Source organism: Bradyrhizobium sp. STM 3561 (genome assembly GCF_045571455.1).
GTDB lineage: Bacteria > Pseudomonadota > Alphaproteobacteria > Rhizobiales > Xanthobacteraceae > Bradyrhizobium > Bradyrhizobium vignae.
The window spans coordinates 6,085,961-6,112,123 of the sequence record NZ_CP120695.1; the positions used below are offsets into that span (position 1 = coordinate 6,085,961).

General features: G+C 64.4%; 30 protein-coding genes, 1 tRNA gene and 1 pseudogene. 15 read left to right on the plus strand and 17 right to left on the minus strand.

Annotated elements, in window-relative coordinates; all coding sequences use genetic code 11:
- Positions 1-83: 83 nt before the first annotated feature.
- Positions 84-1,061, plus strand: coding sequence for a peptidyl-alpha-hydroxyglycine alpha-amidating lyase family protein (locus tag P6U28_RS28890; RefSeq protein WP_407120304.1), 978 nt, complete (start codon positions 84-86; stop codon positions 1,059-1,061).
- Between the two features lie 204 nt (positions 1,062-1,265).
- Positions 1,266-1,823, plus strand: coding sequence for an HNH endonuclease (locus tag P6U28_RS28895; RefSeq protein ID WP_025033554.1), 558 nt, complete (start codon positions 1,266-1,268; stop codon positions 1,821-1,823).
- 95 nt (positions 1,824-1,918) lie between these two features.
- Here the strand turns inward: P6U28_RS28895 and P6U28_RS28900 are convergent, their stop codons facing one another.
- A complete protein-coding gene (locus P6U28_RS28900; protein ID WP_160118748.1) occupies positions 1,919-2,212 on the minus strand; it encodes a hypothetical protein in 294 nt (97 codons plus the stop codon).
- Between the two features lie 204 nt (positions 2,213-2,416).
- Between P6U28_RS28900 and P6U28_RS28905 the strand changes: the two genes are divergently transcribed.
- Positions 2,417-2,638 (plus strand): dodecin, encoded by a 222-nt coding sequence (locus tag P6U28_RS28905; RefSeq protein ID WP_129146234.1) that lies wholly within the window; start codon positions 2,417-2,419, stop codon positions 2,636-2,638.
- 114 nt (positions 2,639-2,752) lie between these two features.
- Positions 2,753-3,400: an HAD family hydrolase gene (locus tag P6U28_RS28910; protein WP_407123122.1), complete on the plus strand. Its 648-nt coding sequence runs from the start codon at positions 2,753-2,755 to the stop codon at positions 3,398-3,400.
- Between the two features lie 14 nt (positions 3,401-3,414).
- Here the strand turns inward: P6U28_RS28910 and P6U28_RS28915 are convergent, their stop codons facing one another.
- The 6 genes from P6U28_RS28915 to P6U28_RS28940 all read right to left on the minus strand — a co-directional run bounded on the left by P6U28_RS28915 (position 3,415) and on the right by P6U28_RS28940 (position 10,718).
- Positions 3,415-4,383 carry an ABC transporter ATP-binding protein gene (locus P6U28_RS28915; protein WP_122400765.1) on the minus strand — a complete coding sequence of 323 codons (969 nt, stop codon included), beginning with the start codon at positions 4,381-4,383 and terminating at the stop codon, positions 3,415-3,417.
- Positions 4,380-5,375: an ABC transporter ATP-binding protein gene (locus P6U28_RS28920; protein WP_122400764.1), complete on the minus strand. Its 996-nt coding sequence runs from the start codon at positions 5,373-5,375 to the stop codon at positions 4,380-4,382. Before P6U28_RS28920 ends, P6U28_RS28915 begins: the two co-directional genes overlap by 4 nt.
- Positions 5,375-6,292 carry an ABC transporter permease gene (locus P6U28_RS28925; protein WP_122400763.1) on the minus strand — a complete coding sequence of 306 codons (918 nt, stop codon included), beginning with the start codon at positions 6,290-6,292 and terminating at the stop codon, positions 5,375-5,377. Before P6U28_RS28925 ends, P6U28_RS28920 begins: the two co-directional genes overlap by 1 nt.
- Positions 6,258-7,217, minus strand: coding sequence for an ABC transporter permease (locus P6U28_RS28930; protein WP_122400762.1), 960 nt, complete (start codon positions 7,215-7,217; stop codon positions 6,258-6,260). The genes P6U28_RS28925 and P6U28_RS28930 overlap by 35 nt, the downstream gene beginning before the upstream one ends.
- A 28-nt stretch (positions 7,218-7,245) precedes the next feature.
- Positions 7,246-9,036 (minus strand): peptide ABC transporter substrate-binding protein, encoded by a 1,791-nt coding sequence (locus P6U28_RS28935; RefSeq protein WP_122400761.1) that lies wholly within the window; start codon positions 9,034-9,036, stop codon positions 7,246-7,248.
- Positions 9,037-9,299: 263 nt separating this feature from the next.
- Positions 9,300-10,718: a M20 family metallopeptidase gene (locus tag P6U28_RS28940; RefSeq protein WP_162500098.1), complete on the minus strand. Its 1,419-nt coding sequence runs from the start codon at positions 10,716-10,718 to the stop codon at positions 9,300-9,302.
- A gap of 279 nt (positions 10,719-10,997) precedes the next feature.
- Between P6U28_RS28940 and P6U28_RS28945 the strand changes: the two genes are divergently transcribed.
- From P6U28_RS28945 to P6U28_RS28955, 3 genes are all read left to right on the plus strand, one after another.
- Positions 10,998-11,969: a S1C family serine protease gene (locus P6U28_RS28945; protein ID WP_122400759.1), complete on the plus strand. Its 972-nt coding sequence runs from the start codon at positions 10,998-11,000 to the stop codon at positions 11,967-11,969.
- A gap of 24 nt (positions 11,970-11,993) precedes the next feature.
- The gene (locus P6U28_RS28950) at positions 11,994-13,064 is read left to right on the plus strand and encodes a phospholipase (protein ID WP_407120305.1); all 1,071 of its coding nucleotides are present in this window, start codon (positions 11,994-11,996) and stop codon (positions 13,062-13,064) included.
- Positions 13,065-13,145: 81 nt separating this feature from the next.
- Complete coding sequence (locus P6U28_RS28955; protein ID WP_027573305.1) at positions 13,146-13,352, plus strand: hypothetical protein; 207 nt, start codon at positions 13,146-13,148, stop codon at positions 13,350-13,352.
- Positions 13,353-13,432: 80 nt separating this feature from the next.
- On the opposite strand, the gene P6U28_RS28960 is transcribed toward P6U28_RS28955, so the two are convergent.
- The 5 genes from P6U28_RS28960 to P6U28_RS28980 form a co-directional block, all read right to left on the minus strand.
- Entirely contained in the window at positions 13,433-14,092 is a 660-nt protein-coding gene (locus P6U28_RS28960) for a DsbA family protein (protein ID WP_407120306.1), read from the minus strand.
- An 87-nt stretch (positions 14,093-14,179) separates the two neighbouring features.
- Positions 14,180-14,902 (minus strand): LrgB family protein, encoded by a 723-nt coding sequence (locus P6U28_RS28965; protein WP_122400756.1) that lies wholly within the window; start codon positions 14,900-14,902, stop codon positions 14,180-14,182.
- Positions 14,899-15,282, minus strand: a complete 384-nt coding sequence (locus P6U28_RS28970) for a CidA/LrgA family protein (RefSeq protein ID WP_122406359.1) — start codon at positions 15,280-15,282, stop codon at positions 14,899-14,901. The genes P6U28_RS28965 and P6U28_RS28970 overlap by 4 nt, the downstream gene beginning before the upstream one ends.
- Positions 15,283-15,326: 44 nt before the next feature.
- Entirely contained in the window at positions 15,327-15,803 is a 477-nt protein-coding gene (locus P6U28_RS28975; RefSeq protein ID WP_122400755.1) for a PaaI family thioesterase, read from the minus strand.
- Between the two features lie 3 nt (positions 15,804-15,806).
- A complete protein-coding gene (locus tag P6U28_RS28980) occupies positions 15,807-16,235 on the minus strand; it encodes a thioesterase family protein (protein ID WP_122400754.1) in 429 nt (142 codons plus the stop codon).
- Between the two features lie 106 nt (positions 16,236-16,341).
- Here P6U28_RS28980 and P6U28_RS28985 point away from each other — a divergent pair, with 106 nt between their 5' ends.
- On the plus strand, positions 16,342-16,890 hold the full coding sequence (locus P6U28_RS28985; protein ID WP_122400753.1) for a TetR/AcrR family transcriptional regulator: 549 nt from the start codon (positions 16,342-16,344) through the stop codon (positions 16,888-16,890).
- A gap of 106 nt (positions 16,891-16,996) precedes the next feature.
- Here P6U28_RS28985 and P6U28_RS28990 read toward each other — a convergent pair whose 3' ends face one another.
- Entirely contained in the window at positions 16,997-17,464 is a 468-nt protein-coding gene (locus tag P6U28_RS28990) for a hypothetical protein (protein ID WP_122400752.1), read from the minus strand.
- 201 nt (positions 17,465-17,665) lie between these two features.
- Here P6U28_RS28990 and P6U28_RS28995 point away from each other — a divergent pair, with 201 nt between their 5' ends.
- Both P6U28_RS28995 and P6U28_RS29000 read left to right on the plus strand, forming a co-directional pair.
- The gene (locus tag P6U28_RS28995) at positions 17,666-17,950 is read left to right on the plus strand and encodes a PsiF family protein (RefSeq protein ID WP_122400751.1); all 285 of its coding nucleotides are present in this window, start codon (positions 17,666-17,668) and stop codon (positions 17,948-17,950) included.
- 100 nt (positions 17,951-18,050) lie between these two features.
- Positions 18,051-19,136 carry an AbrB family transcriptional regulator gene (locus P6U28_RS29000; protein WP_122400750.1) on the plus strand — a complete coding sequence of 362 codons (1,086 nt, stop codon included), beginning with the start codon at positions 18,051-18,053 and terminating at the stop codon, positions 19,134-19,136.
- Positions 19,137-19,139: 3 nt separating this feature from the next.
- Here P6U28_RS29000 and P6U28_RS29005 read toward each other — a convergent pair whose 3' ends face one another.
- Positions 19,140-19,679, minus strand: coding sequence for a disulfide bond formation protein B (locus tag P6U28_RS29005; RefSeq protein WP_122400749.1), 540 nt, complete (start codon positions 19,677-19,679; stop codon positions 19,140-19,142).
- A 155-nt stretch (positions 19,680-19,834) separates the two neighbouring features.
- On the opposite strand from P6U28_RS29005, the gene P6U28_RS29010 reads away from it, so the two are divergent.
- Together P6U28_RS29010 and P6U28_RS29015 are read left to right on the plus strand one after the other, a co-directional pair.
- Positions 19,835-19,919, plus strand: a tRNA-Leu gene (locus P6U28_RS29010).
- A 163-nt stretch (positions 19,920-20,082) separates the two neighbouring features.
- Positions 20,083-20,388 carry a hypothetical protein gene (locus P6U28_RS29015; protein WP_122400736.1) on the plus strand — a complete coding sequence of 102 codons (306 nt, stop codon included), beginning with the start codon at positions 20,083-20,085 and terminating at the stop codon, positions 20,386-20,388.
- Positions 20,389-21,052: 664 nt separating this feature from the next.
- On the opposite strand, the pseudogene P6U28_RS29020 reads toward P6U28_RS29015, so the two are convergent.
- A pseudogene (locus tag P6U28_RS29020) lies at positions 21,053-21,136 on the minus strand (IS5/IS1182 family transposase); the annotation flags it as partial.
- A 480-nt stretch (positions 21,137-21,616) separates the two neighbouring features.
- Between P6U28_RS29020 and P6U28_RS29025 the strand changes: the two are divergent.
- Positions 21,617-21,844, plus strand: a complete 228-nt coding sequence (locus tag P6U28_RS29025; protein WP_122400734.1) for a hypothetical protein — start codon at positions 21,617-21,619, stop codon at positions 21,842-21,844.
- Between the two features lie 172 nt (positions 21,845-22,016).
- The gene (locus P6U28_RS29030) at positions 22,017-23,030 is read left to right on the plus strand and encodes an alpha/beta fold hydrolase (protein ID WP_407120307.1); all 1,014 of its coding nucleotides are present in this window, start codon (positions 22,017-22,019) and stop codon (positions 23,028-23,030) included.
- 123 nt (positions 23,031-23,153) lie between these two features.
- On the opposite strand, the gene P6U28_RS29035 is transcribed toward P6U28_RS29030, so the two are convergent.
- Together P6U28_RS29035 and mddA are read right to left on the minus strand one after the other, a co-directional pair.
- The gene (locus P6U28_RS29035) at positions 23,154-23,576 is read right to left on the minus strand and encodes a GFA family protein (protein ID WP_122400731.1); all 423 of its coding nucleotides are present in this window, start codon (positions 23,574-23,576) and stop codon (positions 23,154-23,156) included.
- A gap of 80 nt (positions 23,577-23,656) precedes the next feature.
- Positions 23,657-24,445: a methanethiol S-methyltransferase gene (mddA, locus tag P6U28_RS29040; protein WP_162500096.1), complete on the minus strand. Its 789-nt coding sequence runs from the start codon at positions 24,443-24,445 to the stop codon at positions 23,657-23,659.
- Between the two features lie 133 nt (positions 24,446-24,578).
- Between mddA and P6U28_RS29045 the strand changes: the two genes are divergently transcribed.
- On the plus strand, positions 24,579-26,126 hold the full coding sequence (locus P6U28_RS29045) for a winged helix-turn-helix domain-containing tetratricopeptide repeat protein (protein WP_122400730.1): 1,548 nt from the start codon (positions 24,579-24,581) through the stop codon (positions 26,124-26,126).
- Positions 26,127-26,163 lie beyond the last annotated feature (37 nt).

Sequence of the window (26,163 nt, forward strand, 5' to 3'; positions counted from 1 at the left end):
GGATTCTGGATTGCTTCGCTGCGCTCGCAATGACAACGTGGAGACTGCATCGCAGCCCCGAGAGGGAATGAGGGAAGATACACATGCCAGCCATTCTCGGCAGCGGCGAGCACCGCTACCGCGTCGTCGAAAACTTCGCAAAGCTACCGGACGGCTGGCAACTCACCGATGTCGCCTCGGTCGCGGTTGACAGCAAGGACCAGATCTACGTCTTCAATCGCGGCGCCCATCCGATGGTCGTGCTGGACCGCGAGGGCAATTTCCTCCGCAGTTTTGGCGAAGGCCTGTTCTCCCGCGCGCACGGGCTGCATATCGACGCCGATGACAACCTCTATTGCACCGACGACGGCGACCACACTGTGCGCAAATGCACCACCGACGGCAAGGTGCTGCTGACGCTCGGCATCCCCGCAAAGCCGGCGCCGTTCATGAGCGGCGAGCCGTTCCACCGCTGCACTCACACCGCGCTGTCGCCGCAGGGCGAGATCTACGTCTCCGACGGCTATGGCAATGCGCGCGTGCACAAGTTCACGCCCGACGGCAAGCTGATCAAGAGCTGGGGTGAGCCGGGCACCGACCCGGGCCAGTTCAACATCGTGCACGATATCGCCACAGATGCCGACGGCTGGGTCTATGTCGCCGATCGCGAGAACCACCGCGTCCAGGTCTTCAATGGCGAGGGCAAATACGAGACGCAATGGAACAACCTGCATCGCCCCTGCGCGCTGTGCTGCTGTGGCGGGGCCGAGAGCCCGACCTTCGTGATTGGCGAACTCGGCCCGGGCCTTGCCATCAACCGCAATGTGCCCAATCTCGGCCCGCGGCTGTCGATCGTGGACGCCAAGGGAAATCGCATCGCGCGGCTTGGCGGCGAGGAGGGCCCGGGTGTTGCCAGCGGCAAGTTCCTCGCGCCGCATGGGATCGCACTGGACTCGAGGGGCGACATCTATGTCGGCGAGGTCGGCGTCACCAACTGGGAAACCAGCTTTCCGGACGAGGAGATGCCGGCCACGGTGCGAACGACGCGGTGCCTGCAGAAGCTGGAGCGGGTACGGGAGTAGCCGCCGCGGCAAGGCGAGCCCCTGCTGGGGCGGGCGGTTCCGCACGCCTCCGGAATCGCGGCTTTTTGAGCACTTTTGCCACCCCGCGGCCGCATTGCTTGCGCTTGAATAAGTCGCTCAACGGGCTTCACAATCCCGTCACGCTGCATGTAGTATGTCAATACATGCTGCTTCGCAGCGTACATTGGAGGCCGGGAGCGTTACTTGAACGCACATGTCTCGCAAGGCAGTTGGCCGGTGTTGGTGCTGAATGCGGACTTCCGGCCGCTCAGTTACTACCCACTGTCGTTGTGGTCGTGGCAGGACGCGATCAAGGCGGTGTTCCTCGACCGCGTCAACATCGTGGCCCATTACGATCAGGCGGTTCGAAGTCCGACGTTAGAAATGCAATTGCCGAGCGTGGTTTCGCTCAAATCCTTCGTCAAGCCGACCACCCATCCCGCCTTCACCCGATTCAACGTCTTCCTGCGCGATCGTTTCGCCTGCCAATATTGCGGCTCGCCCGAAGACCTCACCTTCGATCACATCATCCCGCGCAGCAAAGGCGGCCAGACCACCTGGGAGAACGTGGTCGCGGCGTGCTCGCCGTGTAATTTGCGCAAGGGCAACCTCACGCCGGCGCAGGCAAAAATGTTTCCGCGCCAGACCGCGTTCGCGCCCACCGTGCACCAGCTCCATCGCAACGGCCGTCTCTTCCCGCCGAATTATCTGCACGACAGCTGGCTGGACTATCTGTACTGGGATACGGAGCTGGATCCGTAGGGTTGCGAGCTGGAGGCGATGCAGTTCGGTCGTCCTCGCGGCTTGCGATCAGCCATCTTCGTGGCTGCTCTTTCAATTGGCTGGCCCGCCACGGTCTATGGGCTGGATTGCGGACTTCCGATCCCCGCTTCTTTCGAGCGATCGACCCGAAAGTCGATCCAATCAAGAGAGCCGCTGATCTCGAGGGGCGTGTCGGTCTCGATACTCTGAGCCCAATTGTCTTCGGTGGCCGTCTCGTCAGCATCCGCCACCTCTCCGAACCCAACTCTGGGATTGAGCGTCTTGGATTCACGGACGTCATGGTCCTGAGGGGCGTACTTCCTCGCAGCAAGATCGATGGGATAGCGATGGTCGCGTTCGAAAGATGGTGTGACGGTGGCTGCGCTCACCGCCCGTTCGAGTGGGCTCCCGGCGCTTTGCTCACGATCGGAGTTTCACCTAGTCGCAACAAGGTCACCAGCGGCGACGTTGGCCGCTCCACCTCGGCTGCGCATGCGGGCCATCGCGCAGGACGGAACCGGACCGCCCCCGCGCTCGTTCAAATGGGAGCACACGCATCGACGCGTGGCGCAGCGCAACCGAGGGAGGCCATGATGCCCGCAGCCGAGCATGATCACGTCTACAAGATCCTGGACCTGGTCGGATCGTCCGAAACCTCGATCGACGACGCGATCAAGAACGCCATCAGCCGCGCGTCGAAGACCGTTCGCGAGATGAGGTGGTTCGAGGTGGTGCAGACTCGTGGCCACATCGAGAACGGCACTGTCGGCCACTATCAAGTAACCCTGCGCGTAGGCTTCACGCTCGAAGAGTGACTGCGGCCCCACGTTGGACGCCATCCGCAAACCTCGCGAACGGCGCCTTCGGAGCCCACCATTGACCCGCTGTCAGGCAGCATCGTACGCTTCCAGTCTATGCTCGTAGCGGCCATATCCGGCCGGGCCAAGAGTGTTGCTGTGGTTGATGCTGTCAAGCTCGTCCTGTTCGACATGGATAACGTCCTCTGTCGCTACGATAGGAGCAAGCGAGTGGCGTATCTCGCGGAGCTCGCAGGGGTCACGAGCGAGTTCGTCCACAAGGCGATATGGGAATCCGGGTTCGAGTCGCTCGGCGATTGCGGCGCTCTCGATGCTGCGGACTATCTGCGCGGCTTCGGCGAACGCATCGGCTGCCCCTTATCCCTGGAGGACTGGGTCGAGGCACGGCGCCGTTCCATGCAGCCCAATTCCGCGATGCTGGAGATTGCCGACAGCTTACGCAAAAGCGTCGACATTGCCGTGCTGACCAACAATACCACTCTGGTCGCGGACCACATCGACAGACTGCTGCCGGACTTGCGTCCGCTGTTCGGCTCCCGAATCTACACCTCGGCCCAGTTCAAGGCTGCAAAGCCGGACCCGCGCTGCTATCGCCTCTGCCTGGCGGAGCTCAATGTGAGGCCGGAGACCGTCCTGTTCGTCGACGATCTCGCGGCCAACGTCGCGGGCGCGCGAGAGGCGGGCCTGTTCGCGCATCACCACACGTCGTTGGAGGCCTTCAGGCTGGCTCTCTCGGAGCGCGGCCTGCCTCACGGCTGAATGCTTCGTACACGTCAGGCGAGATGGCACGCCACGAAGTGCCCTCCCGCCCCCTCCTTCAGCGCCGGCGCGCTCTCGGCGCAGCGCGGCTGGGCGATCGGACAGCGGGTGTGGAAGTGACAGCCCGACGGCGGCTTCATCGGGCTCGGCACGTCGCCCTTGAGGCGGATGCGCTCGCGCTTGAGCTTGGGATCGGGCACCGGCACCGCCGACAGCAGTGCCCTGGTGTAGGGATGCTGCGGATTGCGGTAGAGATCGCTGGCCTTGGCGAGCTCGACGATGCGGCCGAGATACATCACCGCGACGCGGTCGGAGATGTGCTCGACGACAGAGAGGTCGTGCGCGACGAAGAGATAGGTGAGGTTCAGCTCGGCCTGGAGATCCTCCAGGAGGTTGATCACCTGCGCCTGGATCGACACGTCGAGCGCGGAGACCGGCTCGTCGCAGACGATCAGCTTCGGCTCGACCGCAAGGGCCCGCGCGATCACGATGCGCTGGCGCTGGCCACCAGAGAACTCGTGCGGATAGCGCCGCATGTGCTCGGCCTTGAGTCCGACCTTGACCAGGAGGGCCGCGACGCGCTCCTCGCGCTCTTTCGGGGAGGCGGCGAGATTATGGATGGTGAAGGCCTCGCCGAGGATGGCGCCGACCGTCATGCGCGGATTGAGCGAGGCGAACGGATCCTGGAACACCAGCTGCATGTTCCGCCGCATCGCGCGCAGATCGTTGCCGCCGAGCTTGCGCACGTTCTGGCCGTCGAAGATGACCTCGCCGTCGGTCGGCTCGATCAGGCGCAGCACGCAGCGTCCGGTTGTCGACTTGCCGCAACCGGATTCGCCGACGAGACCAAGCGTCTCGCCGCGGTTGACCGAGAACGACACGCCGTCGACCGCATAGACCGTGCCGACCTGGCGCGACAGCAGGCCGCCGAGCACGGGAAAATGTTTCTTCAGGCCGCTGACGCGGAGCAACGGTTCGCTCATGACGCGGCTCCCACGCTTGTATCTCCCAAGTGGCAGGCCATGCGATGGCCGGGCGAGACCTCGCGCAGCAGCGGCTCCCTTTCGGTGCAGACGTTCATGGCGAACTTGCAGCGCGGCGCGAAGCGGCAGCCGACCGGCGGATTGATCAGGATCGGCACCGAGCCGCCGATCGCCTCCAGCCGCGTCTTGTGTTCGCTGTCGAGGTCGATGCGCGGGATCGAGCGGATCAGGCCTTGCGTATAGGGATGGCGGGGATCGCCGAAGAGATCATCGACGGGCGCTTCCTCCACGACCTTGCCGGCATACATCACGACGACGCGCTGCGCGGTCTCGGCGACGACGCCCATGGCATGGGTAATCAGCATCACCGCCATGCCGAAGCGCTCCTTCATGTCCTGCAAGAGGTCGAGGATCTGCGCCTGGATGGTGACGTCGAGCGCGGTGGTCGGCTCGTCGGCGATGATCAGCTTCGGCTTGCAGGCGAGCGCCATAGCGATCATGACGCGCTGGCGCATGCCGCCGGAGAACTGGTGCGGATAATTGTGCACGCGGCCTTCGGCATTGGGGATCTGCACCAGCTTCAGCATCTCGATGGTGCGTTCGAGCGCCTGCTTCTTGGTCACCGCTTCATGCCGGCGCAGGCTCTCGGCGATCTGCTCGCCGATCGTGAGCACCGGATTGAGCGAGGTCATCGGCTCCTGGAAGATGAAGCCGATCTCCTTGGCCCTGATCTCGTCGAGCTGATTGCTCGTCAGCGGCACGAGATCGCGGCCCTCGAAGATGATCTGGCCGGCCGCGATGCGGCCCGGAGGCATCGCGATCAGCTTCAGGATCGACATCGCGGTGACGGTCTTGCCGCAGCCGGACTCGCCGACGACGCAGAGCGTCTCGCCCTTGTTGATGGAGATGTCGACGCCGTCGACGGCCTGGAGGATGCCGTCGTCGGTGGAGAAGTGGGTTTTCAGGCCCTTGATCTCGAGCAGCGGCGCCATCAGATCACCCGTCGCGCATCGAGCGCGTCACGCAGGCCGTCGCCGATGAAGTTGATGGCGACCACCGCAATGAAGATCGCGCCGCCCGGAAACAGCGCCCAGTGCGGGCCAATGTCGAGAAAGTCCTTGGCGTCATACAGCAGCCGTCCCCAGGTCGGGGTGTCCGGCGGGAAGCCGAGGCCGAGGAAGGACAGCGTCGATTCCGCGATGATGGCGGCGGCGACGTCGATGGTGCCGGCAATGATCACGGGGCCGACCGCATTGGGCAGGATGTGCCGCACCACCTGCCGCACCGGACTGGCGCCGAGCGCGCGGGCCGCCTCGACGAACTCCTTCTCGCGGATCGACAGGAACTGGGCGCGCACGAGCCGCGCCACCGGCATCCAGCGCAGGCCCCCGATCACGAGCACGATCAGGATGAAGATGCCGCCCTCCGGGCCGAACACCTGCTTCAGCCCGTCACGGAAGAGATAGATCAGCAGCAGGAGCAGCGGCAGCTGCGGCAGCGAGAGGAACAGGTCCGTGAGCCACATCAATCCGTGCCCGAGGGCGCCGCGCGACATGCCGGCAAGCGCGCCGATCAGCGTGCCGATGAAAACCGAGACCAGCATCGCGGCGAGCCCGACCGCGAGCGAGATCCGGCCGCCATAGATCATGCGCGCCAGAATGTCCTGGCCGAGATCGTCGGTGCCGAAGGGATGCGCGAGCGATGGCCCCTGCAGGCCGGCGACGATGTCGATCTCGTTGATCTTGATGCGCCAGATGAACGGGCCGACCACCACCGCCAGCACCAGGATCAGGAGCAGGAAGGCGCTGATCACGGCGAGCCGGTGGCGGCTGTAACGCCGCCACGTCTCGCGCCAGGGCGAGTAGACGCCCCGCTCAGCGGAGGGAGATGCGAGGGTCAAGCCAGCCATAAAGGACGTCCGCGATGAGGTTGAACAGCACCACGAGGCACGCGAAGACGAAGGTGACGGCCATCACCACCGGCGTGTCGTTGGAAAGGATGGAGGAGATCAGCAGCGAGCCGATGCCGGGAATGCGGAAGATCTGCTCGGTGACGATGGCGCCGCCGAACACCGCGGGCATCTGCAACGCAATGAGCGTCACGACCGGGATCATGGCGTTGCGCATCACGTGCTTGACGATGACCTTGGCCTGGCCGAGGCCCTTGGCCCGGGCTGTGGTGACGTAGTCGAGCCTGATGACGTCGAGCATCGCCGAGCGCACGAAGCGCGTCATCGACGCCGCCTGGAACAGGCCGAGCACCGCCACCGGCATGATCGCCTGACGAATCATCTCAAGCACCCAGCGGATGCCGGTCGCCTTGATGTCGGTGGTATAGACGAACGGCAGCCAATCCAGCGTAACCGAGAAGATCAGGATGAACAGGATGCCGGTGAAGAAGGTCGGCAGCGAAAAACCGACGAAGGCGAGCGTGTTGGCAATCTGGTCGAACAGCGAATACGGCTTGGTCGCAGCATAGACGCCCACCGGGATCGCAATCAGGAGCGCCAGGATCTGCGCCGAGCCGATCACGTAGAGCGTGGCCGGCAGGCGCTGCAGGATCAGCGTGTCGACGTCCATCCGGCTGACGAAGGAGAAACCCCAGTCGCCGTGCAGCATGGCGTTGAGCCAGTGCAGGTAACGAAGGTAGATCGGATCGTCGAGGCCGAACTTGGCCCGAAGCGCGGCCTGCACTTCGGGCGGTACGTTCGGATTGGTCGCCAGTTCGGAGAACGGATCGCCGGGGGCGAGCGCAAGCACGACGAACAGCACGACCGAAATTCCGAGCAGGCTCGGAATCGCAATCAGCAGGCGACGCAGGACGTATTGACTCATGAGGGAAGGCCCCGTCTAGAGCTGGGGATCATTCCTCGCGGTACCAATCGTGCAGATTGTCGGTTTCGTTAGCCCAGCCGCTGATGATGGGGCGCAAATTGTTGGCCGCCGCTTCCACCTTGAGCCGATGCTGCACCGGGATGAACACGGTGTCCTGATACATGAGGTCGTTGGCCTTGATGTAGTGCGCTGCCCGCTTGAGCGGATCCATCTCGCTTTCAGCGGCTTCGATCGCCGCATCGTAGTCCTTGTTGACCCAGCGCGGGAAGTTCGTGCCTTGCCACTTGTTCTCCTTGGTGGCGACGTTGGTCGACAGGAAGCGGCGCATGTGCTGCGACGGATCGGGTTGGCTCAGCGGGATCTGGAACATCTCGATGTCCGCATAGAATTTCGCGTAGGTGTCGGGATTGGCGACGTCCGACGAGAAGAACACCGAGGCCACGACCGACTTCAATTCGACGTCGATGCCGGCCTTCTGACAGGCCTGCTTGACGATCGCCTGCGTCTTCTGGCGCGGGCCGTTGATCGAGGTCTGGTAGAGCAGCTTCAGCTTCTTGCCGTCCTTCTCGCGAATTCCGTCCGCGCCCGGCTTCCAGCCGGCATCGTCCAGGATCTTCGAAGCCTTCTCGATGCTGAATTCCCACGAGGTGTTCTTGGAGACGAACTTTTCCGGGCCGTTGAGGAAATTGGCCGTGGTGCGGCCGGCACGGCCGTAGATCGCCTTCTTCACCGACTCGCGATCGACCAGCAGCGACAGCGCCTTGCGCACGGCAGGGTCCGAGAACAGCGGATGCTTGGTCTTCATCGACGACTTCTCGCCGTCGACCTCGGTGTTGGGGTCGGTGAAGTTGAGCGCGATGAACTCGGTATCGCCGCCGACGGCATAGATGGTCTTGCCCTTGCCGCCCTTCTCCAGGCGCAGGAGGACGTCGTCCTCGACCTGGATGTTCCAGCCGAAATCGTACTCGCCGGTCTGGATCACGGCGCGCGCGGCCGAGACGGCGTCACCACCGCCCTTCATCTCGACCGTGTCGAAATAGGGCCGGTTCGGCATGTGGTAATCGGGATTGAGCTGGCCACGGACGAGATCACCGGGCTTGAATTCGACGAACTTGTAGGGGCCGGTTCCGACCGGCGATAGGTTGGCCGGTGCCTCCCGCGATTTGGATCCCTTGTAGTCGGCGAACAGATGCTTGGGGATGATGGTGTTGGGAGCGCCAACGAAGGCGTCCGCCCAGAACGGCGTCGGCTTCTTGAAAGTGATGCGAACCGTCAGGTCGTCTACTTTCTCAACGGTGATGTCACGATAGGTCGCCACGGTAATGGCGGCGGTCGCGGGATCGATGATGTATTCCCAGGTGAAGACGACGTCATCGGCGGTGAACGGCTTGCCGTCGTGCCATTTCACGCCGGGCTTCAGCTTCCACGTCACCGACTTGCCGTCAGCTGCGAGCAGGCCGTTCTGGATCGACGGGATCTCCGCCGCCAGCACCAGCTTCATGTTGCCGTCCGGATCCCAGCAGGCGAGCGGTTCATAGAACAGGCGCGAGCCGTCCTGATCCTTGGTGCCGGTAGCGAAATGCGGGTTGAGCAAGGTCGGGCCCTGCCACCACAACAGCTTCAGCGCACCACCACCGCCGCGCTTGGTCGGCTTGTACGTCGAGGCGCCCTCGGCCATGGCGACGCCGCCGAGCGCGAGGATCTGGTTGGCCAGGGGAGCGGTGAGACCAACGGCGGCCATGTGCTTGATGAAGCCGCGGCGATCCATCCGCCCGTCCTTCACCTGGCCGATCATCGAACGCAGTTCTTTATCCAGCATGGTTGTCCCCCGTCTGGTTCCGGTATGGATGCAGGCGGCCGCAAGAGGCGACCGCCGGTTTTGGCTGGCGGTAGATGGCACACCGAATGGGGTGCACGTCAACAGGGACCGTGTGTATGCAAACGGTCTTCTGGCTTTCCATTGAGCAAAATTGCGTTCCGCAGCCCATCCGTTCGGCAATCCAGCATGAAAATCTGCTGGATTTGCGCGCTGCACTGCGGAAAATTTGTTCGCCGGATCAGACGAAGTATCGAGGCGGAATTCTACGCCACGGACATGTCGAGCGGCGGCGCGACGTGATCCGGCAGCGGACAGACGTAAGGCGTCTTGGCCGTCCGCTTCTGAAGGTCCGCCTTGGCGGCCTTGATCAGCGTCGGTTCCGTCAACGCCTTGATGCCGAGGCCGGCCATCGCCTTGGCCGCCTGCACCATGGCCTTGTGGGCATGCGGGCTCTTTCCCTGCGCCACCACCTGCCAAGTGTGGAAGGGCGTGCCGATCGCAACCGTGGGTGCGTGCACCTGCACCGTCGGCACCACCCAGCTCACGTCGCCGACATCGGTCGAACCTACGAGCGGGTTGCGCTTGGCATCGAGCGGCACCAGGAAGTCGGCCAGCGGCCGATCGGTCGGCTCCATGCCGATCGCGTAATAGACCGACGCGATGTCCTTGTCGCTCAGGGTTGCACGGATCTGGCTGGCAAAGCTCTTGTCCGCATCGTCGAAATGCGGCGGTCCGAGTTCTTCCATCACTTGGTGCAGCGCCTGTTCCAGCGGCGCGTTCGGCAGGATGTTGGAGACAGCGGAGATGATCTTCATCTCGACTTTGGTCTCGGTCATCAACGCGGCGCCCTGCGCAATCTTGGAGACGCGCTCGACCAGTTCGTTCATGCCGGGAAGATCGCGGGCGCGGATCGAGTAGCGCACCCGCGCATGGGCCTGCACCACGTTGGGCGCGATGCCGCCGGTGTCGAGCAAGGCGTAGTGCACGCGCGCGTCGCTCGGCATGTGCTCGCGCATGTAGTTCACGCCGACATTCATCAACTCCACCGCGTCGAGCGCCGAGCGGCCGAGATGCGGCGAGGCCGCCGCGTGTGAGGTGCGGCCGGTGAAGATGAAATCCGCGCGCGTGTTGGCGAGCGACGGCGTCACCGCGACTTCCCAGAAACTGTGCGGATGCCAGGTGATGGCGATGTCGGCGTCCGCGAACGCGCCGGAGCGCACCATGAAGGCCTTTGCCGCGCCGCCCTCCTCAGCCGGGCAGCCATAATAGCGCACGCGGCCGGGCACCTTGTTCTCTGCCAGCCAGTCCTTCACCGCGGTCGCGGCGAGCAGTGCGGCGGAACCGAGCAGATTGTGACCGCAGCCATGGCCATGGCCGCCGGTCTCGACCGGGCGATGCTCGGCGACACCCGCCTCCTGGCTGAGACCCGGGAGCGCATCGTACTCACCCATGAAGGCGATGACCGGACCGCCCTCGCCCCACTCGCCCATCAACGCGGTCGGGATGCCGGCGACGTTCTCGGTGACGCGGAAGCCCTGATGGCGCAGCTCGGCGAGATGCTCGGCGGCCGATCGTGACTCGGTGTAGCAGACCTCCGGCATGCCCCAGACCCTGTCGCTGAGGTCGATGAAACGTGCCTTGATCGTGTCGATGCCACGCCAGATGTCGCTGCGGTTGTCCATGTTGTCGTCCGTGATCCCAAGGTCAAACGAAGCGGCAATGGTTAGCAGCTTCGCTGTGCGGCGCCTAGCATCCCGCCGGACAGCAGCCATGCGGCCGATGCCGGATCGCACGGCGCCCAGTGAAAGGGGTGTTTCCGTGCCTTTCAAAGATTTCACCCGGCGTTCTCACGAATATTGGGAACGAGGCTTTCAAGACGGCCTGCTCCAGCTTAAATTACGCGTGCTTCGCGCGTCGTTCCGCTAACCCGCCGGAGTGACGCTCTCAGCCAGGAGAACTCCATGAGCACTCTGACCGAATGGAGAGTGCCGCCGGCGAACCAGCCGCGGGCGAGCGACTACGGTTTCGATCTCGACCGCGCGCTCGGCTCCGTCGTCGGCCTGCACGCCCTGATCCCGCCGGATGCCTTCAGCGCCGAGACGCTGGGCACCGAACGGGCCGGCAACGGCGTCGTGATCGACGATGGGCTTGTGCTGACGATAGGCTATCTCATCACCGAGGCAGAAACGCTCTGGCTGCACCGCGCCGACGGGCGCGTGGTGGAGGGCCATGCGCTCGGCTTCGATTCCGAGACCGGGTTCGGGCTGGTGCAGGCGCTCGGCCGGCTCGACGTCGCGCCGCTGCCGCTGGGCTCGTCGGCGGCAACCCGGATCGGCGACCGCGTCGTGGTGGGCGGCGCCGGCGGCCGCACGCGCTCCGTCGCGAGTCAGATCGTGGCCAAGCAGGAATTCGCCGGCTACTGGGAGTATCTGCTGGATGAGGCCATTTTCACCTGTCCCGCACATCCGAACTGGGGCGGCACGGCGCTGCTCAACGAACGCGGCGAGTTGATCGGCATCGGCTCGCTCCAGCTCGAGCGCGAACGGGAAGGCAAGGCCGAGCACGTCAATATGAACGTGCCGATCGACCTCTTGAAGCCGATCCTGGAGGACTTGCGCAAATTCGGCCGCGTCAACAAGCCGGCGCGGCCCTGGCTCGGGCTCTTCTCGACCGAGATCGACAACCGCGTGGTGGTGATCGGGATCTCCGGCAACGGCCCGGCCGCCCGCGCCGAGCTCAAGACCGGCGATGTCATCCTCGCCGTGGACGGCGACAAGGTCACGAGCCAGATCGATTTTTACAAGAAGATGTGGGCGCTCGGCCCCGCCGGCATCGACGTGCCGCTGACCGTGCACCATGAAGGCGTCACCTTCGACGTCACAGTGACCTCGACCGATCGCTTCAAGCTCCTGAAGGCGCCGAAGCTGCACTGATCCCAAGGCTCGAGGAAGCGGGCGATGACCGAGGCCGTGGTGGACGACATCGTGGCCGTGCTGCCGCCGCTGCTCAATGCGCTGGAAGCGCTCGGCTTCTTCCAGCGGCATTTGCACCCGCCGGCCTTCGCCTCCGTGATGAACGCAATCGGCACACCGGACGAGGCGCTGCAGGCCGCACACACCGCGATCGGAGCGTGGCCGGAGCAGTTCGCTGGCCTCCGCGAGCGGCTCGATCGCGCCTGCAACGAGACGCTTGCCGCCTTTGCCGGCATCCGTGAGGTCGAGTGTGACAATGGCGATCTCGTCGCCGTCTTCCGGGCCCTGCGCCATGTCCCTCGCGCGCAGGAGGCGCTCTATCCACTGGCGGCGCAGTTTCCGCCGGTGAGCAGCTTCTTTCTCAACCTCGCCAATCGCGAGAACCAGGATCTGCTGTCGCGACTGAATGTTGGCGCGAGCGAGCGCACCGGCATCTTCCATGATCACAATGAGCCCGGCAGCCGCGGCGGCTTCTCGGTCTATGTGCCCGAATATTACATGCCCGAGCGTGCCGTGCCGCTGGTGATGGCATTGCATGGCGGCAGCGGCAACGGACGCGGCTTTCTCTGGAGCTGGCTCCGCGATGCGCGCAGTCTTGGCGCAATCCTGGTGGCGCCGACCGCGACTGGCCCGACCTGGGCGCTGATGGGCGATGACACCGACACGCCGAACCTCGCGCGCATCCTCGATACGGTGCGCGGCCGCTGGAGCATCGATGCCTCGCGCATGCTTCTGACCGGCATGAGCGACGGTGGCACCTTCTGCTACGTCACCGGTCTCGACGGCGCTTCACCCTTCACGCACCTCGCGCCTGTTGCGGCGACCTTCCATCCGCTGATGGCGGAAATGGCGGACGCAGCACGCCTGCAAGGCCTGCCGGTCTTCATTACTCACGGCAAACTCGACTGGATGTTTCCGGTGCAGACCGCGCGGCAAACGCAGGCGTCGCTCTCCGCCGCCGGAGCCGACGTCACCTATCGCGAAATCGACGACCTCAGCCACACCTATCCGCGCGAGATCAACGCGGAGCTGCTGCAATGGCTGAATGGCAAATGAACAACCTCTCCTTAGATGCGCCGCATGCCCGCGGAACCATCACTCCGGGCCGACGTTGTTGCCGGTCACCGGAGGTTCGCCATGCAGACTTTTTTCGGAATGATCCTGGGCGCGCTGCTGCTCGCGGGCGGCGTCTATGTCTATGACTCAATGCAGACGTCGTCAGTCGCAAATGGCGAGGTCGCGATCACTAATCGCACCATCGTGAACTGGGACGTCGCCAAGGCCGATTGGGACGCGCTGCGCGATCGCGCGCACAAGGACTGGGTCCGGATCTCGTCGAAGTAACGACGCCGTATCATGAACGAGGCGCCGTCGCGAACTCCGCGGCGGCGCCTTTGTGCTGATCACGATCAACGCTACGCGAGTCAGTTCATCTTGGCCTTGCGGGCGTCGGCGATGACCTGCTCGAACTCGGTCATGCTGAGCACGCCGGGCACGCGGTACTTGCCGACGATGAAGGATGGCGTGCCGCGGAAACCGAAGGCTTCAGCCTGCTCGTTGTTGCGCTTGAGTATGGCGTCGATATCCTTGGCGTGACCCGTGAGATCGCGCTTCAACCGGTCCATGTCGACCCCGGCGGCCGCGAGCAGCTCATTGATGCGCGGTTCGGTCAGGCGCGAGCTGACGCCCATCATGGCATCATGAGCCTGGTGGTACTTGTCCTGGAATTTCGCCGCCAGCGCGGTCCGCGCCGCCGTAACCGAAACCGGCCCAAGGATCGGCCAGTCTTTCATCACCAGCCGCACCTTGCCGTCATCCTGGACGACCTGGCGCAGCTCGGGCTCGAGCTTGCGGCAATAGGGGCAGTTGTAGTCGGACCATTCGACGATGGTGATGTTGCCGCCGGGATTGCCTGCGACGGGCGTGTCGGGATCGCGCAGCACCTTGGCTTCGGTCAGCACCTCGTCATCGCCAATCGCCGCACGCGCCGAGGCGATCCCACCCATCGCGAGAGCACCCGCCCCGATCAGCGTCAGCGCCGCGCGTCGCGTCGGCACAAGGCCCTTATTCCCAAATCCAGCCATATCTCGTCCCGTTTCGGTCCCATCTCCATCGATACGGATCGAGACCAGACATTGTTACAGCTCATATAGAGTGTCACGGCAGCGATGTCATCGCACCAGCAGCGTGATTGCCAGAGGGACCAGGAACGAGGTCACCAACGCGTTCAGGCTCATGGCGATGCCGGAAAAGACGCCGGCAATCTCGTCAACCTGGAACGCGCGGGCGGTGCCGATGCCATGCGCGGCAAGGCCGGCGGCAAAGCCCCGGGCCCGGTAATCGGTGATGCCGCTGCGGTTCATCAGCGGCGTCACGATGATGGCGCCCATGATGCCGGTGAGGATGACCGCGACGGCCGCCAGCGAAGGGTCCGCATGCAGGGACTCGGCGATGCCCATGGCGACGCCGGCGGTGACGGATTTCGGCGCCAGCGACAGCACAACATCGCGCGGCAGGCCGGCCAGCTCGGCGAGCAACACCACCGACACCACGGCCGTAACCGATCCCGCGCACAGCGCCACCAGCATCGGCACGATCGAGGCGACCACGCGCTTGCGATTTTCATAGAGCGGCACGGCGAGCGCGACGGTGGCGGGCCCCAGCAGGAAGTGCACGAACTGCGCGCCGGCGAAATACGTCGTATAGGAGGTGCCGGTCAGGAGTAGAAACGCGCCGATGATCCACATCGCATGCAGCACGGGGTTGGCGAGCGGATGGCGCAGCGTCGCCAGCGAGACCGCGTCCGTGGTCGCATAGACCAGCAGCGTCACGGTCAACCACAGCAGCGGCGATTGCGAAAGATAGACCCACAGCGAAAATGGATTGTCCTTCATCGCGCGTCCTGTTGCTTCAACAGGCGGCTGACGAGGCGAAAGGTCAGCACGGTCGCGAGCAGCGTGACGACCACGGACAGCGCGAGCACCAGGATGATGGCAATGCCGTGAGACGCGAGCAGATCGAGCTTCTGCACGACGCCGACGCCGGCCGGCACGAATAGTAGCGAGAGATGGGCCAGCAGGCCCTTGCTCGCCGTCTCGACATCGTCATTGCGCAGCGGCCCGCGCGCGAGCAGCGCAAAGCGGTCTCGCCCCATCAGCAGGACCAGGAGCAGCAGGAGGCCCAGCACGGGTCCCGGCAATGGCAGGCGGAGGCCGCGCACGACGGCTTCGCCGATCAGTTGGCAGAGCAGGATGAGGCCGAGACTTGCAAGCATGACCATCGCATCAAGGGATGCACGCGCATGATTGTCAATCGCCGCTATGCGCGGGATGCCCGCGGTTCATGCGCAATCGCAAGGCGAGGCAACATCGCCATCAAGGTCGCGGTCATCGTGGCGATCAGCGAGACCTTGCCGTCATGCTCGGCGTAGGCCTTTGCCTCGCAGAAGGTGAGTGTGCGGCCGGGCTTGACCACCTCGGCCTTGAAGACGAAACGCTCGCCGCGGGCGGGCGCGAGCAGCGTCGTCTTGAATTCAACGGTGAGGATATCGGCCTCCGCCGGCATCAAGCTGAAGGCCGCAACGCCGCAGGCGTTGTCGAGCCCGGCCGTGATGATGCCGGCATGGATGAAACCGTTCTGCTGCGTGAGGGCTGGCGCATGCAGCATCGCCAGTTCGACCTCGCCCGGCGCGAGACGGACGATGACGATGCCGAGCGTGCGCATAGCCGGCTGGCCGTCGAACATGGCGATAGAAGCCGCGCGATAGCCGGGGTTTTTCGGCTCGAAAGCGGCCATGGTTCAGGCCTCGGCTGGTTCGGCGAGATGCCTCGAGGCAGCTTCGCGGATGGCGTCGGCGAACGGTGCGGACTTGCGCAATTGGCGGTCCATGTGCACGCCGGTGATCTCGCACGTCGCTGCGAGTTCGCCGGTCTCGGCGTTCGTCATGTCGTGCCGGAAGCGGATCGACTTGTCGCCGATCTCGAGCAGGTGGCTGCGGATCTCGACGATGTCGCCGGCCAGCAGCTCGCGCCTGTAAGCGATGTTCTGCTGCACGGCGGCCATGCCGCGGCCGGAGCTGCGCAAGTAACTCGGCGTCAGGCCGAGGCGGGCGAACAGATTCCAGTTGGCTTCGTCGAACTTGCCGACATACCACATGATGTTCATGTGGCCGACATGGTCGCATTGCCACGGATAGACCGTGCCGCGATAGGTCGCCTCCTGCTCCATCGCATTTCCTCCCGCATTTTCGTCTTTGAGCATTGATACGGTAGCGTATCAAACCCGTGTCGCGTTAGCAATACGGCACCGTATCAAGATCGGGTGAGGTTCCTTCATGAGCGACGGCAAGGGCGATGTCTGGGTCGAGGCGGGCTTCAGCGAGCTCGCCCGCGCAGGGGTGGAGGGCGTGCGGGTCGAGGTGCTCGCCAAGAACCTCGGCGTCACCAAGGGCGGCTTCTACCGACGCTTCGCCGATCGCGCCGCGCTGCTCGATGCCATGCTGAACGGCTGGCGCGAGGGACGCATCGCCGCGATCGCGCAGCAGACAAGTCTCGACGGACAAGACCCCCGCGAGCGGCTGAGGGCGGTGATCCGGCTCTATTCGGAGCGGCTCAATCCGGAAGGGATGGCGATCGAGCTCGCGATCCGGCAATGGGCGCGCTCGGACGAGAATGCCGCGGCGGCGGTGGCGAGCGTCGATGCGGCGCGGCTCAAGCACGTCAGCGAGCTCTATCGCGCGACCGGCCTTATAGCCGAGGAGGCCGACGCGCAGGCCTTCCTGTTCTACTGCTTCATCTTCGGCCAGAGCCTGTTGTTCGTCGAGAGTGGCCCGCGCAAGCGATCGCAGCTCGTGGCGAAATCGGCCGAGAAGCTGCTCGACTGAGCATGGTCCGGAAGAGTGTGCGGCGGTTTTCCGGAAGATCATGCTCGAAAAAGAATCCAGGCGAAATGGCCGGAGCGTTGCTCCGGCCATCGAACCAATTCGAAGCTCAGGCGGCGCCCTTCAGCTTCTTGGTGCATTCGCTGTAATAGCCGCCGCCCTTCTGGATCCACTTCAAGCCGCCATTGCCGTTGGTGGCTTTGTTGGCATTGTACTGGTCGACGCAGGTGTGCAGCCGCGCTTTTCCAGGCGTCTCCTTGGCATATTTCGGATCGACAGCGTTCGGATAGACCGCAGGGCCGGCGGGCAGGGCCGGCGCGGCCGGCGCCGCCTCCTTGGCCTGCTTCGGCTCGGCAGGAGCGGCGGGCGCAGCCGCAGCCGCAGGCGTCGCATCGGCACCGCACTGCGCCTTGCGGAAGTCATTCCACTTCATGGTCCCGAGCGAGCCGTCCTTCTTGGCGGCCTGGTATTTCGCGCTGCACTCCTGCGCGGTCAGTGCCTGCGCCGGCGCGCTCGCCAGCAATGCCGCGACACCGGATGCGGCGATCGCACACAACAATTTTGTCTGAATGGTCATCCCTGGGTCTCCTGCTTGATCTTCCCCGACGGGGTGAAACGAGGATTGCTATCCTAGCGTGCCGGCCGCTTGCGACCAAGGATGCGACGGGTTGCGCCGGCAAAATATAATGATCCGGCCGCTCAACTCATTCATGTCGCGTTCAGCAACGCGGGCCGACGTTCCCAGACCTTCACAATTCTCGCAAGCAGAGTGCACCACATGACCTTCACGTCCCGCCTCGCCGCCGCCGCCCTCGCCTCCCTGCTCGTCACCGGCACCGCCTTCGCGCAGACCGCCGCGCCGGCAGCCAAGACCGAGACGAAGACCGATGCCGCTGCCACCACCGACAAAAAGGCGCCGAAGGAGCGCTCGGCCGAGTCGCTCGAATGCTCCAAGCAGGCGGACGCCAAGGGATTGAAAGGCAAGGAGCGCAAGAAATTTCGCCGCGATTGCATGAAGGAAGCGAAGGCCGGCACCGCCGCTCCCGCCGCAGACAAGAAATAGGTCCGTCACGATCGCCTGCGAGCATCCGCGGCAGGCGTCGCGCATTGCGGCATGACGAGCCTGCAATTGTGCGTCACCTGCCGATTTGCAATAAGGTGGCGTGAAGCAAATCACCGCCTCCCTGCCGTTCGAATGGCCGAGCCGTGCCAAGATCTTGAGCACGGTGGAGACGCTCGTCATCGGCACCGCCGGCGGCCTGGTGTTTCTGCTCGCCGGCCTTCCCGGCGGGCTCATTTCGGGCTCGATGATCGCGGTCGGAATCGCCGCGATCGCCGGCCGCCAGCTGGCACTGCCGCCGATCCTGACCCAGACCGTGCTGGTGCTGCTCGGCATCTCCCTGGGTTCGGTGGTCTCGCGCCATTTGCTCCAACAGGTCAGCGCCTATCCCCTCACCATCGGCCTGCTTGCGCTCGCCACGTTCTGCTCCACGTTCGGCTCGAGCTATTACCTCCAGCGCATCCATGGCTGGGACCGCACCTCGGCTTTCCTGGCGGGCAGCCCCGGCGCGCTGTCGCAGATCACCATCCTGGCGGTCGAGCGCGGCGCCGACCTGCCGGGCATTGCGGTGGTGCAGACCATGCGCGTCATCATCCTGACCGCCGCGCTGCCGATGGTGCTGGCGCTGGCGGGCGTCGCGCCCTCGGCGGCGCCGTCGCCGACCACGACGATCGCCTCGCCGCTCGACCTGCTCGAGCTGGCCGCAGCCTCGCTGGCCGCAGCGCTCGCGTTGCGGCTGATCAAGTTTCCGGCGAGCTGGATGTTCGGCGCGATGATCGCATCCAGCGTGCTGCATGGTGCCGGATGGGTCGAGGGCGGCCTGCCGAACTGGGTGCGCGGCGTGGCGCTGGTCGGCATCGGCGCACTGATCGGCAGCCGCTTCGCGCGGATGCGAATCAAGACGCTCGCCGGTCACCTCAGCGCGGCACTGGGCTCGTTTGCCGTGGCCATCGCCGTCTCCGCCATCTTCGTCGGCATCGTGGCGCTGACCACACAGGTGAAGTTTTCCGACGTCGTCGTCGCCTTCGCGCCGGGCGCGATGGACGCGATGCTGGCCCTGGCGCTGACGTTGCGCATCGACCCGATCTTCGTCGGCGCCCATCACCTCTCGCGTTTCGTCTTCGTGACGATCGCAACGCCGGGCATCGTGCATCTGTTCGGACGCACGCAGGACGATGTGGATGATTAGGCCTTAGCGCTTGGCCGTCCGCACAAATCCCCATGCCGCGATCGCGGCCATCAGCAGCGAGATCAGCACGTTGTAGCCGGCCAGCGACAGGCCGAGGAAGCGCCACTGCACCTCGTCGCAGCGCACCACCTTCACGGTGTCGAGCTTCGACAAGAGATCAGCGGCACTGCCGAGATTGACGACGGGACCGGAGCAATCGGTCGGCCCCTTCCAGAATCCCCATTCGACGCCGGAATGATAGGCGCCGAGGCCGGCATTGGCGAGCGTCGCCAGCGCGAGGATCGCGAGCCCTGCGAGCAGCAGCGGCCGCGGTGCACCGCTTCGCGCCGCAATCGCCGTGAGCGCACCGAGCGGAATCGCGAGATAATAGGCGTAGCGCTGCTCCAGGCACAACGGACAGGGCAGGATCTCCAGCACGAGCTGGAAGAACCAGGCGCCCGCGATCGTCGCTGCAGCGATCAGCGTGACGAGAGCCGAGGCGGCCAGCGCGGGCCTCATGGCGGTCGGCTCGAACGCATGCATGGCGGCACTCTCGGTGGTCACGGCAGCCTCTTTCGCATTTCTGGCGCTCCAAGCCTCTAGCCGCGGCCCATGCGGCTGTCGAGAACGGCCGGGATCACTTTGGCGCGGGTTGACCCCGCCTCGTCCATGGCTATAGTCCGCCGGCTTCGCGACGCCGCCTTTGGGGCCGACCGAGGGCCCCTGTGGCGGAACTGGTAGACGCGCTCGACTCAAAATCGAGTTCCGCAAGGAGTGCTGGTTCGATTCCGGCCAGGGGCACCACGCTTCGCGTGGCGCGGTCGCCAAGCCGAAGGGCGAAGCGTGTCCGGCGAAGCCTCTTGGCGAAGACGGACTGTCCCGGCAGGCCCCGCTCTCCCTCCCCTAGCCATCCCCACATCCTCCCTGTATAAACCAGTAGCTTCTTCCATAACTCGAAGGAGCTCACATGAACGACCTGCACGCGTGGCTTTCGCAGCAACACCACGGCTTGCGGACCTTCCAGATCTTTCAGCAAAAGCTCGAGACGCTCGGCCGGGACGATCCCGCGCAGCGCGGTCTTTGCCGCCTGCTCAGCGGCATCATCGGCAGCTATGTCGAAGCCTTTGAGGAGGCTCCGCTGCCGGTCGAAATTGCCGAGCGCGCCTATCGGCGCCTGCTGACCCTGCTCGCCAGCCTCGATCTGCACGGAAACGCCGAACGCCGCCTCGCCGATATCAACCGCGTGGCGACCTGCGACTTGTGCGCTAATTGACGAGCGGGCCATCCTTCAATTTCAAACGATCGCAAGACGCGCCTGTACCGGCTCGCGACGCATGACGCCCGAGTCTTGTGCTTCTCTTGACGCCCTTTCCTAAAGAAAGGGCGCAGGGAAGGCCGGGCGCCGGCTGGCACCCGCGGCCCGCTGTGCGCAAATTGCGCGAAGACAGATGCACAGCGGCATACAGGGCAGCCCGGACATCCCGACCTTTCCCTGCGCAGTGGTTCGACGGCTTATGGCGCGCTCTCCCCGGGGAGCGATGCACTTTTGCCCCCGTCGTCTTGCCGATGACTGATGCGCGCACCCGGTCGGGCCGCTTCACCACCGCAAGCCTTGACGCACAGACCCCGGGCGTCAGGACCACACGCTTTTGCCGTACGCGGAATCGCACCGGTCGTGTGCGCGCCGCTCTACCGCTCACGGGCCAAGCCCGCCCTGCGATCGCATGCGCGCCGATGCGCTCCACGTCCACCGCCACCCGGCCCGCATATCGCGACGATCGCGAAACGCCCCTTGTCCATGGGCCGGGGTGAGCGGGATATACGATATTTCCGAATTTCGGTCAATCGGAATCTTTGGCTCAGCCTCTTGACCTTGGCTGCCCGCAAGCTGAGCGCGCGCCTCGTCCTTCGAGACGACCGCTTCGCGGTCTCCTCGGCGGCCGGCCCAATCGCCGTCGCCGCGGCATCTTCCGGGCGATCGACGCCAACTCGGCATCGGTCAGATCACTTGTGTAACGCAGTCCACTGCACTGATACTAAAGCATGATCCGGAAAAGTGCGAAGCGGTTTTCCGGAAAGATCATGCGTAAACAACAAGCTAAAGCGCGATGACGATTCATCCAAATCTCATCGCGCTTTAGAGACGAGCGGCTTTGGTCCACGGCATGGTGTCCTCCCTCGAATCTTTGCAAATCCGAAGGAATCACAGGCCCGCCGAAACCGCTCACCCTTTTTCGGTCAGGCTCTCAGGATGAGGCTAAGCGGCATCAGTGCCGTTGAAACTGCCGCCGCGCACTCGGCCCTCGTCCTGAGGGCCCGCTAAAAGGCGGGCGTCTCGAAGGATGGCCACGGGGATGCGATTGCCCTGCGCGGGGCGCGGGGCGAAGGCGGCACCTACCGCTCAACCGTAAGCATCGCGCACAGGCCGCCGTCGGGCGTTCGACTTCCCCGCGCCGGCACCTATATCCCGTGGCAACCGATGTGATGCAGTGGACAGTCTGATGGCCAGGAGACGCACGACGGACGCGGACGACCTTCCCCGCTATTTCGTCTGGGTTCGAGGGCTGGAAGGGCCCGAGCCGCAGAAGTGGACGGCGATGGATTTCGGCGTCGGAGACTGGAAGCGGGCGCTTGTACTGGCCTATCTGGAGCTGCCGGAAGACGAACGGCATCTATCCTTGTCGGTGCTGGCCCGGCGCTATCCGCCGCCGCGGCTCGATCTTTCGTGAGCGGAGCTAGGACGTGTTGTCATAAACGTCGGCTCCGCAAGGCAAAGCGGAAGTCACCCGCTTGAGCGTGATCGGCTGCTTGTGTGATGGGTTTCGGATGTCGGCCGCATGAAGGACGGGACCGCATATTCGGCGGCCGGCGTCCGAAAGCCTCCAAGGGAGGAAACCGCGCTTGGGGAGCAAACGGCCGTGCGGCAGGCGCTATGGCGATTTGAGCGCCGCGAACATCGCCGCCCGGCTCGAGGGGTTGTGCGAACCCGGCGGCGTCTGCATCTCGCGCGCGGCGAACGAGCAAATCAGGGACAAGCTGTCGCTCGCTTTCGCCGATCTCGGCGAGCAGACGGTGAAGAACATCGCCCGCGCTGTCGGTGTATATGGACTTGCAGCCAAGGACATCATGTCGCTTCCGGACATTGCGGTTTTGAGCGCGTCGGAGCCGGCACGGCCGATTGCCGCCGATGCACAGAATATCCACTTCTGTCAGACGAAAGACGGCGTGCAACTGGCCTATGCCAAGACCGGCCAGGGTCCGCCGATCGTCAAGACCGGCAACTGGATGACCCATCTTGAATTCGACCTGGAAAGCCCGATCTGGCGGCATCTTTACCGCGAGCTGTCCAGTGAGCACACCCGCATCCGCTACGATGCGCGGGGCAACGGTCTTTCCGATCGCGAGGTGCCCGACGTCACCTTCGATCACTTCGTTGACGACCTCGAAAGCGTCGTCGATGCCGCGGGTATCGATCGTTTCGCGCTGCTCGGCGTCTCCCAGGGCTGCGCCGTATCGATCGCCTACGCGGTTCGGCACCCCGAGCGCGTCTCCCATCTCGTACTTTTTGGCGGCTACGCCGTGGGCTGGCGGAAACGGGCAAGGACGCAGGCCGACAAGGAGACCGGCGAAGCGATGCTCACGCTGGTGCGCGTCGGATGGGGCCAGGAAAATCCGGCGTTCCGCCAGCTCTTCAAAGAGGTGCTTTATGAAGATTTCGGTTGTTGCCGCGCTGCTGCTCACTGCTGCCGCCCTGCCCGCTGCTGCACAGTCCGGTCCATCGCCCCAGGAGCAAATGGCCTGCCGTGGCGACGCCGGCAAATTCTGCGCCGAGCCTATCGGCAAGCCGCCGCAGATGAATGCCTGTCTGCGCGAGAACAAGTCGAAGCTCTCGGAGTCCTGCCGCAAGGTCGTTGAATCCCGCGGAGGCTAGTGTTTCATTCTTAGCCCTTGAGAGAAGGCAGAGAGGGCAACGCTCTGCCGCCCCCTCAAGAAAGGCCGAAGCCGAGCTTCGGCCTTTTGGCCTTCAAATGACGGCCGCTACTCCTGCATCATCTCGCCGCTGCCGCCGAACTCGGCGGGGAAATCCTTCAGCTTGGGCAGGCCATCGCGCATCGGCAGCACGGTCTCGGCATAGTTGACGTGGACGCCGGGCGTGAACGCGAGTGTTGGGATGGTGGCGCTGAAAACGTCGATCAGACCGAGCGGGGGATGGTTGGTCATGAGATGGCCGCCGCACTTCCTGCAATATTTGCGCTGGCTCTGCGGCGTCTTGGCGAAGGTCTCGACATGCTGCGCGCCCTCGGTGATGCGCACGGCTTCCGGCTTCCACAGGGTGAAGGCGTTGACCGGACCGCCCGACCAGGAGCGGCAGGAGCGGCAATGGCAATAGCCCATCGCCTCCGGCGCGCCCGTGACCTCGACCGTGACCGCGCCACAGAAGCAGTTTCCGACATGTTTCATTGGACGTCTCCGTTTTATGTTATCGCGCGTCGGCGCCTCGCGCGCGCGCCTTTCGGGGAACGCGCGAGGCGAGGCCGAGACTACACCGACCGGCGCCAGGGAATAAGCATCGACACCCGTTGTTTGTACCGCCGGTACTCGTCGCCGAAGAGATCGACGAGATCGCGTTCCTCCAGCGCGATGCCGACGAAGATGTAGAGCGTGGTCACGGCTGCGAACATCAGATGACCCGCAGTCATGGTCGGCGCCGCCCAGAACGCGACGATGAACCCGAGATAGATCGGATGCCGGACGAACTTGTAGAGCAGCGGCGTCTTGAAACGCGGCGGCGCCGCTTCCCTGCCGACGAGATGATCGGTCACCTGAGACAGGCCGAACAATTCGAAATGGTTGATGATGAAGGTCGAGGTGAACACCAGCACCCAGCCGGCGAAGGACAGCGTGACCACCGTTACGGCAAGATCCGGGTTCTCGACGTTCCATATGACCGCCGGCAGCGGACGCCACTGCCAGAACAGGAGGAGCAATGACAGGCTCGCGAACAGCACGTAGGTGCTGCGCTCGACCGGCTTGGGGACGAACTGCGTCCACCACGCCTTGAATTGCTGGCGCGCCATCACGCTGTGTTGAACGGCGAACAGCGACATCAGCAGCAGATTGATGATGACCGCGCGAACGACGGGCGCTTCGGCTCCGGTGTCGATGGTCTTGGGCACCATCACGCCCATGACGAAGCCGATCGCGTAGAGAATGGTGACGAAAAACACGAGATATGCCGCAATTCCGTACAGAAAGGCGATGAACCTGAAAATGCGCGAGCCCGTAACCTCCGGGCCGATGGAATGAACCTGGTCATCGAGTTGGGTCATGAAACGCTCCGTTGTGCCGAGGCATCGGCACGGTTTGGTCTTCGCACCATGCCGGATCGGACGTCTCCCGACTTTCGCGGACGATTGATTTTCGCCTGAGACGACTTTGATTTTTGCTTGAGACGACGAAAACGTGCGATTTTGCTTTGAAAACAAGGTGCTCGACAGCGATCTTCGGGAGCTCACCTGCGACGGGGCAGCCGTTCCGTTGCAGCCGCAAGTGTTCGATCTCTTGCTTTATCTGGTCACGCAACGAGCGCGTGTGGTCAGTAAGGATGACCTGATCAGCCAGATCTGGAGCGACCGCATCGTCTCGGATTCCGCCCTGAACAGCCGGATCAACGCCGCGCGCAAGGCGGTGGGCGACGACGGCGCTATCCAGCGGCTGATCAAGACCATTCCGCGCAAGGGCTTTCGCTTCGTCGGCGAGGTCCGCGAAGAAATGGCAGCGTCCGCCGCGCGGGCGGAAGCCAAGCCCGCTCCCCTGCGCATGACGGACCGTCCGGCGATCGCGGTGCTCGCCTTCGGAAACATGAGCGGCGATCCCGCGCAGGACTATTTCGGCGACGGGATCAGCGAGGACATCCTCACCGCGCTGTCGAAACAGCGCTGGTTCTTGGTGATCGCGCGCAACTCCTCCTTCACCTACAGGGGGCGCGCGGTCGACATCAGGCAGATCGCCGAGGAGCTCGGCGTCCGCTACATCGTCGAAGGCAGCGTGCGCAAGGCGGACAACCGGGTGCGCATCACCGCGCAGCTCAACGACGCCGTGTCAGCAAGACATATCTGGGCGGAGCGCTACGACCGGGAGCTCGTCGACGTCTTCTCCGTGCAGGACGAGATCACCAACGCGATCGCTGCGGCGATCGAGCCGCAGATCCACGCGGCGGAAAATTTTCGCAGCCATCGCAAGCCGCCTGCGAGCCTGGACGCCTGGGACCTCTTGATGCGCGCGCTGTCGCATTTTTGGCGCGTGACCCGGCAGGATCACGGGGCCGCGCGGGCACTGCTCGAGCGCGCGGTTGCCATCGATCCGAATTACGGCCAGGCGCTGTCGGTGCTGGCCGTGAACGACATGTTCGGCGTGCATCTCGGCTGGGCCGAGCTGGCCGCGGTTGCGCCGGCCGCGGAAGCCGCCGCGCTCGCCGCGGTGCGCTGCGACCACGAGGATGCCTGGGCGCATGCCGCGCTCGGCAGCGTCTGCTTCTCGACCCGCAGGCTTGCGGATGCGCTGTCCGAGTTCGAGCAGGCGCTCGCGCTCAATCCGAACTTCTCGCTGGCGCAGAGCTATTACGCGCTGGCGCTGTCCTATGCCGGACGAGCGAAGGATTCCTTCGAGGCCGCGCAAAGGACGATCCTGCTGTCGCCGCGCGATCCGTCACTGGCAATCTATCACGGCATCGCTGCCTATGCGCGTTTCACCGAGCGGCAGTATGACGAAGCCATCGCGCTGGCGCGCGAGGCGATCCGCCACCGCGGCGACCTCACCGGCGCCTACCGCGTGCTCGCCGTCTCCGCCGGCATGACAGGCGACGGAACGCTTGCGGAGATGGCGCTCACCGAGCTCCGCCGCACCCAGCCGGGCATCTCGCTGCACTGGATCGCGACGCAACTGCCGTGGGCCAATGACGGGGATCGCGAACACTATCTGGAGGGATTCCGCCGGGCCGGGCTGCGGTGATACCTCTGACCATCCCTTGGAGGGTCCTGGAGGGGGA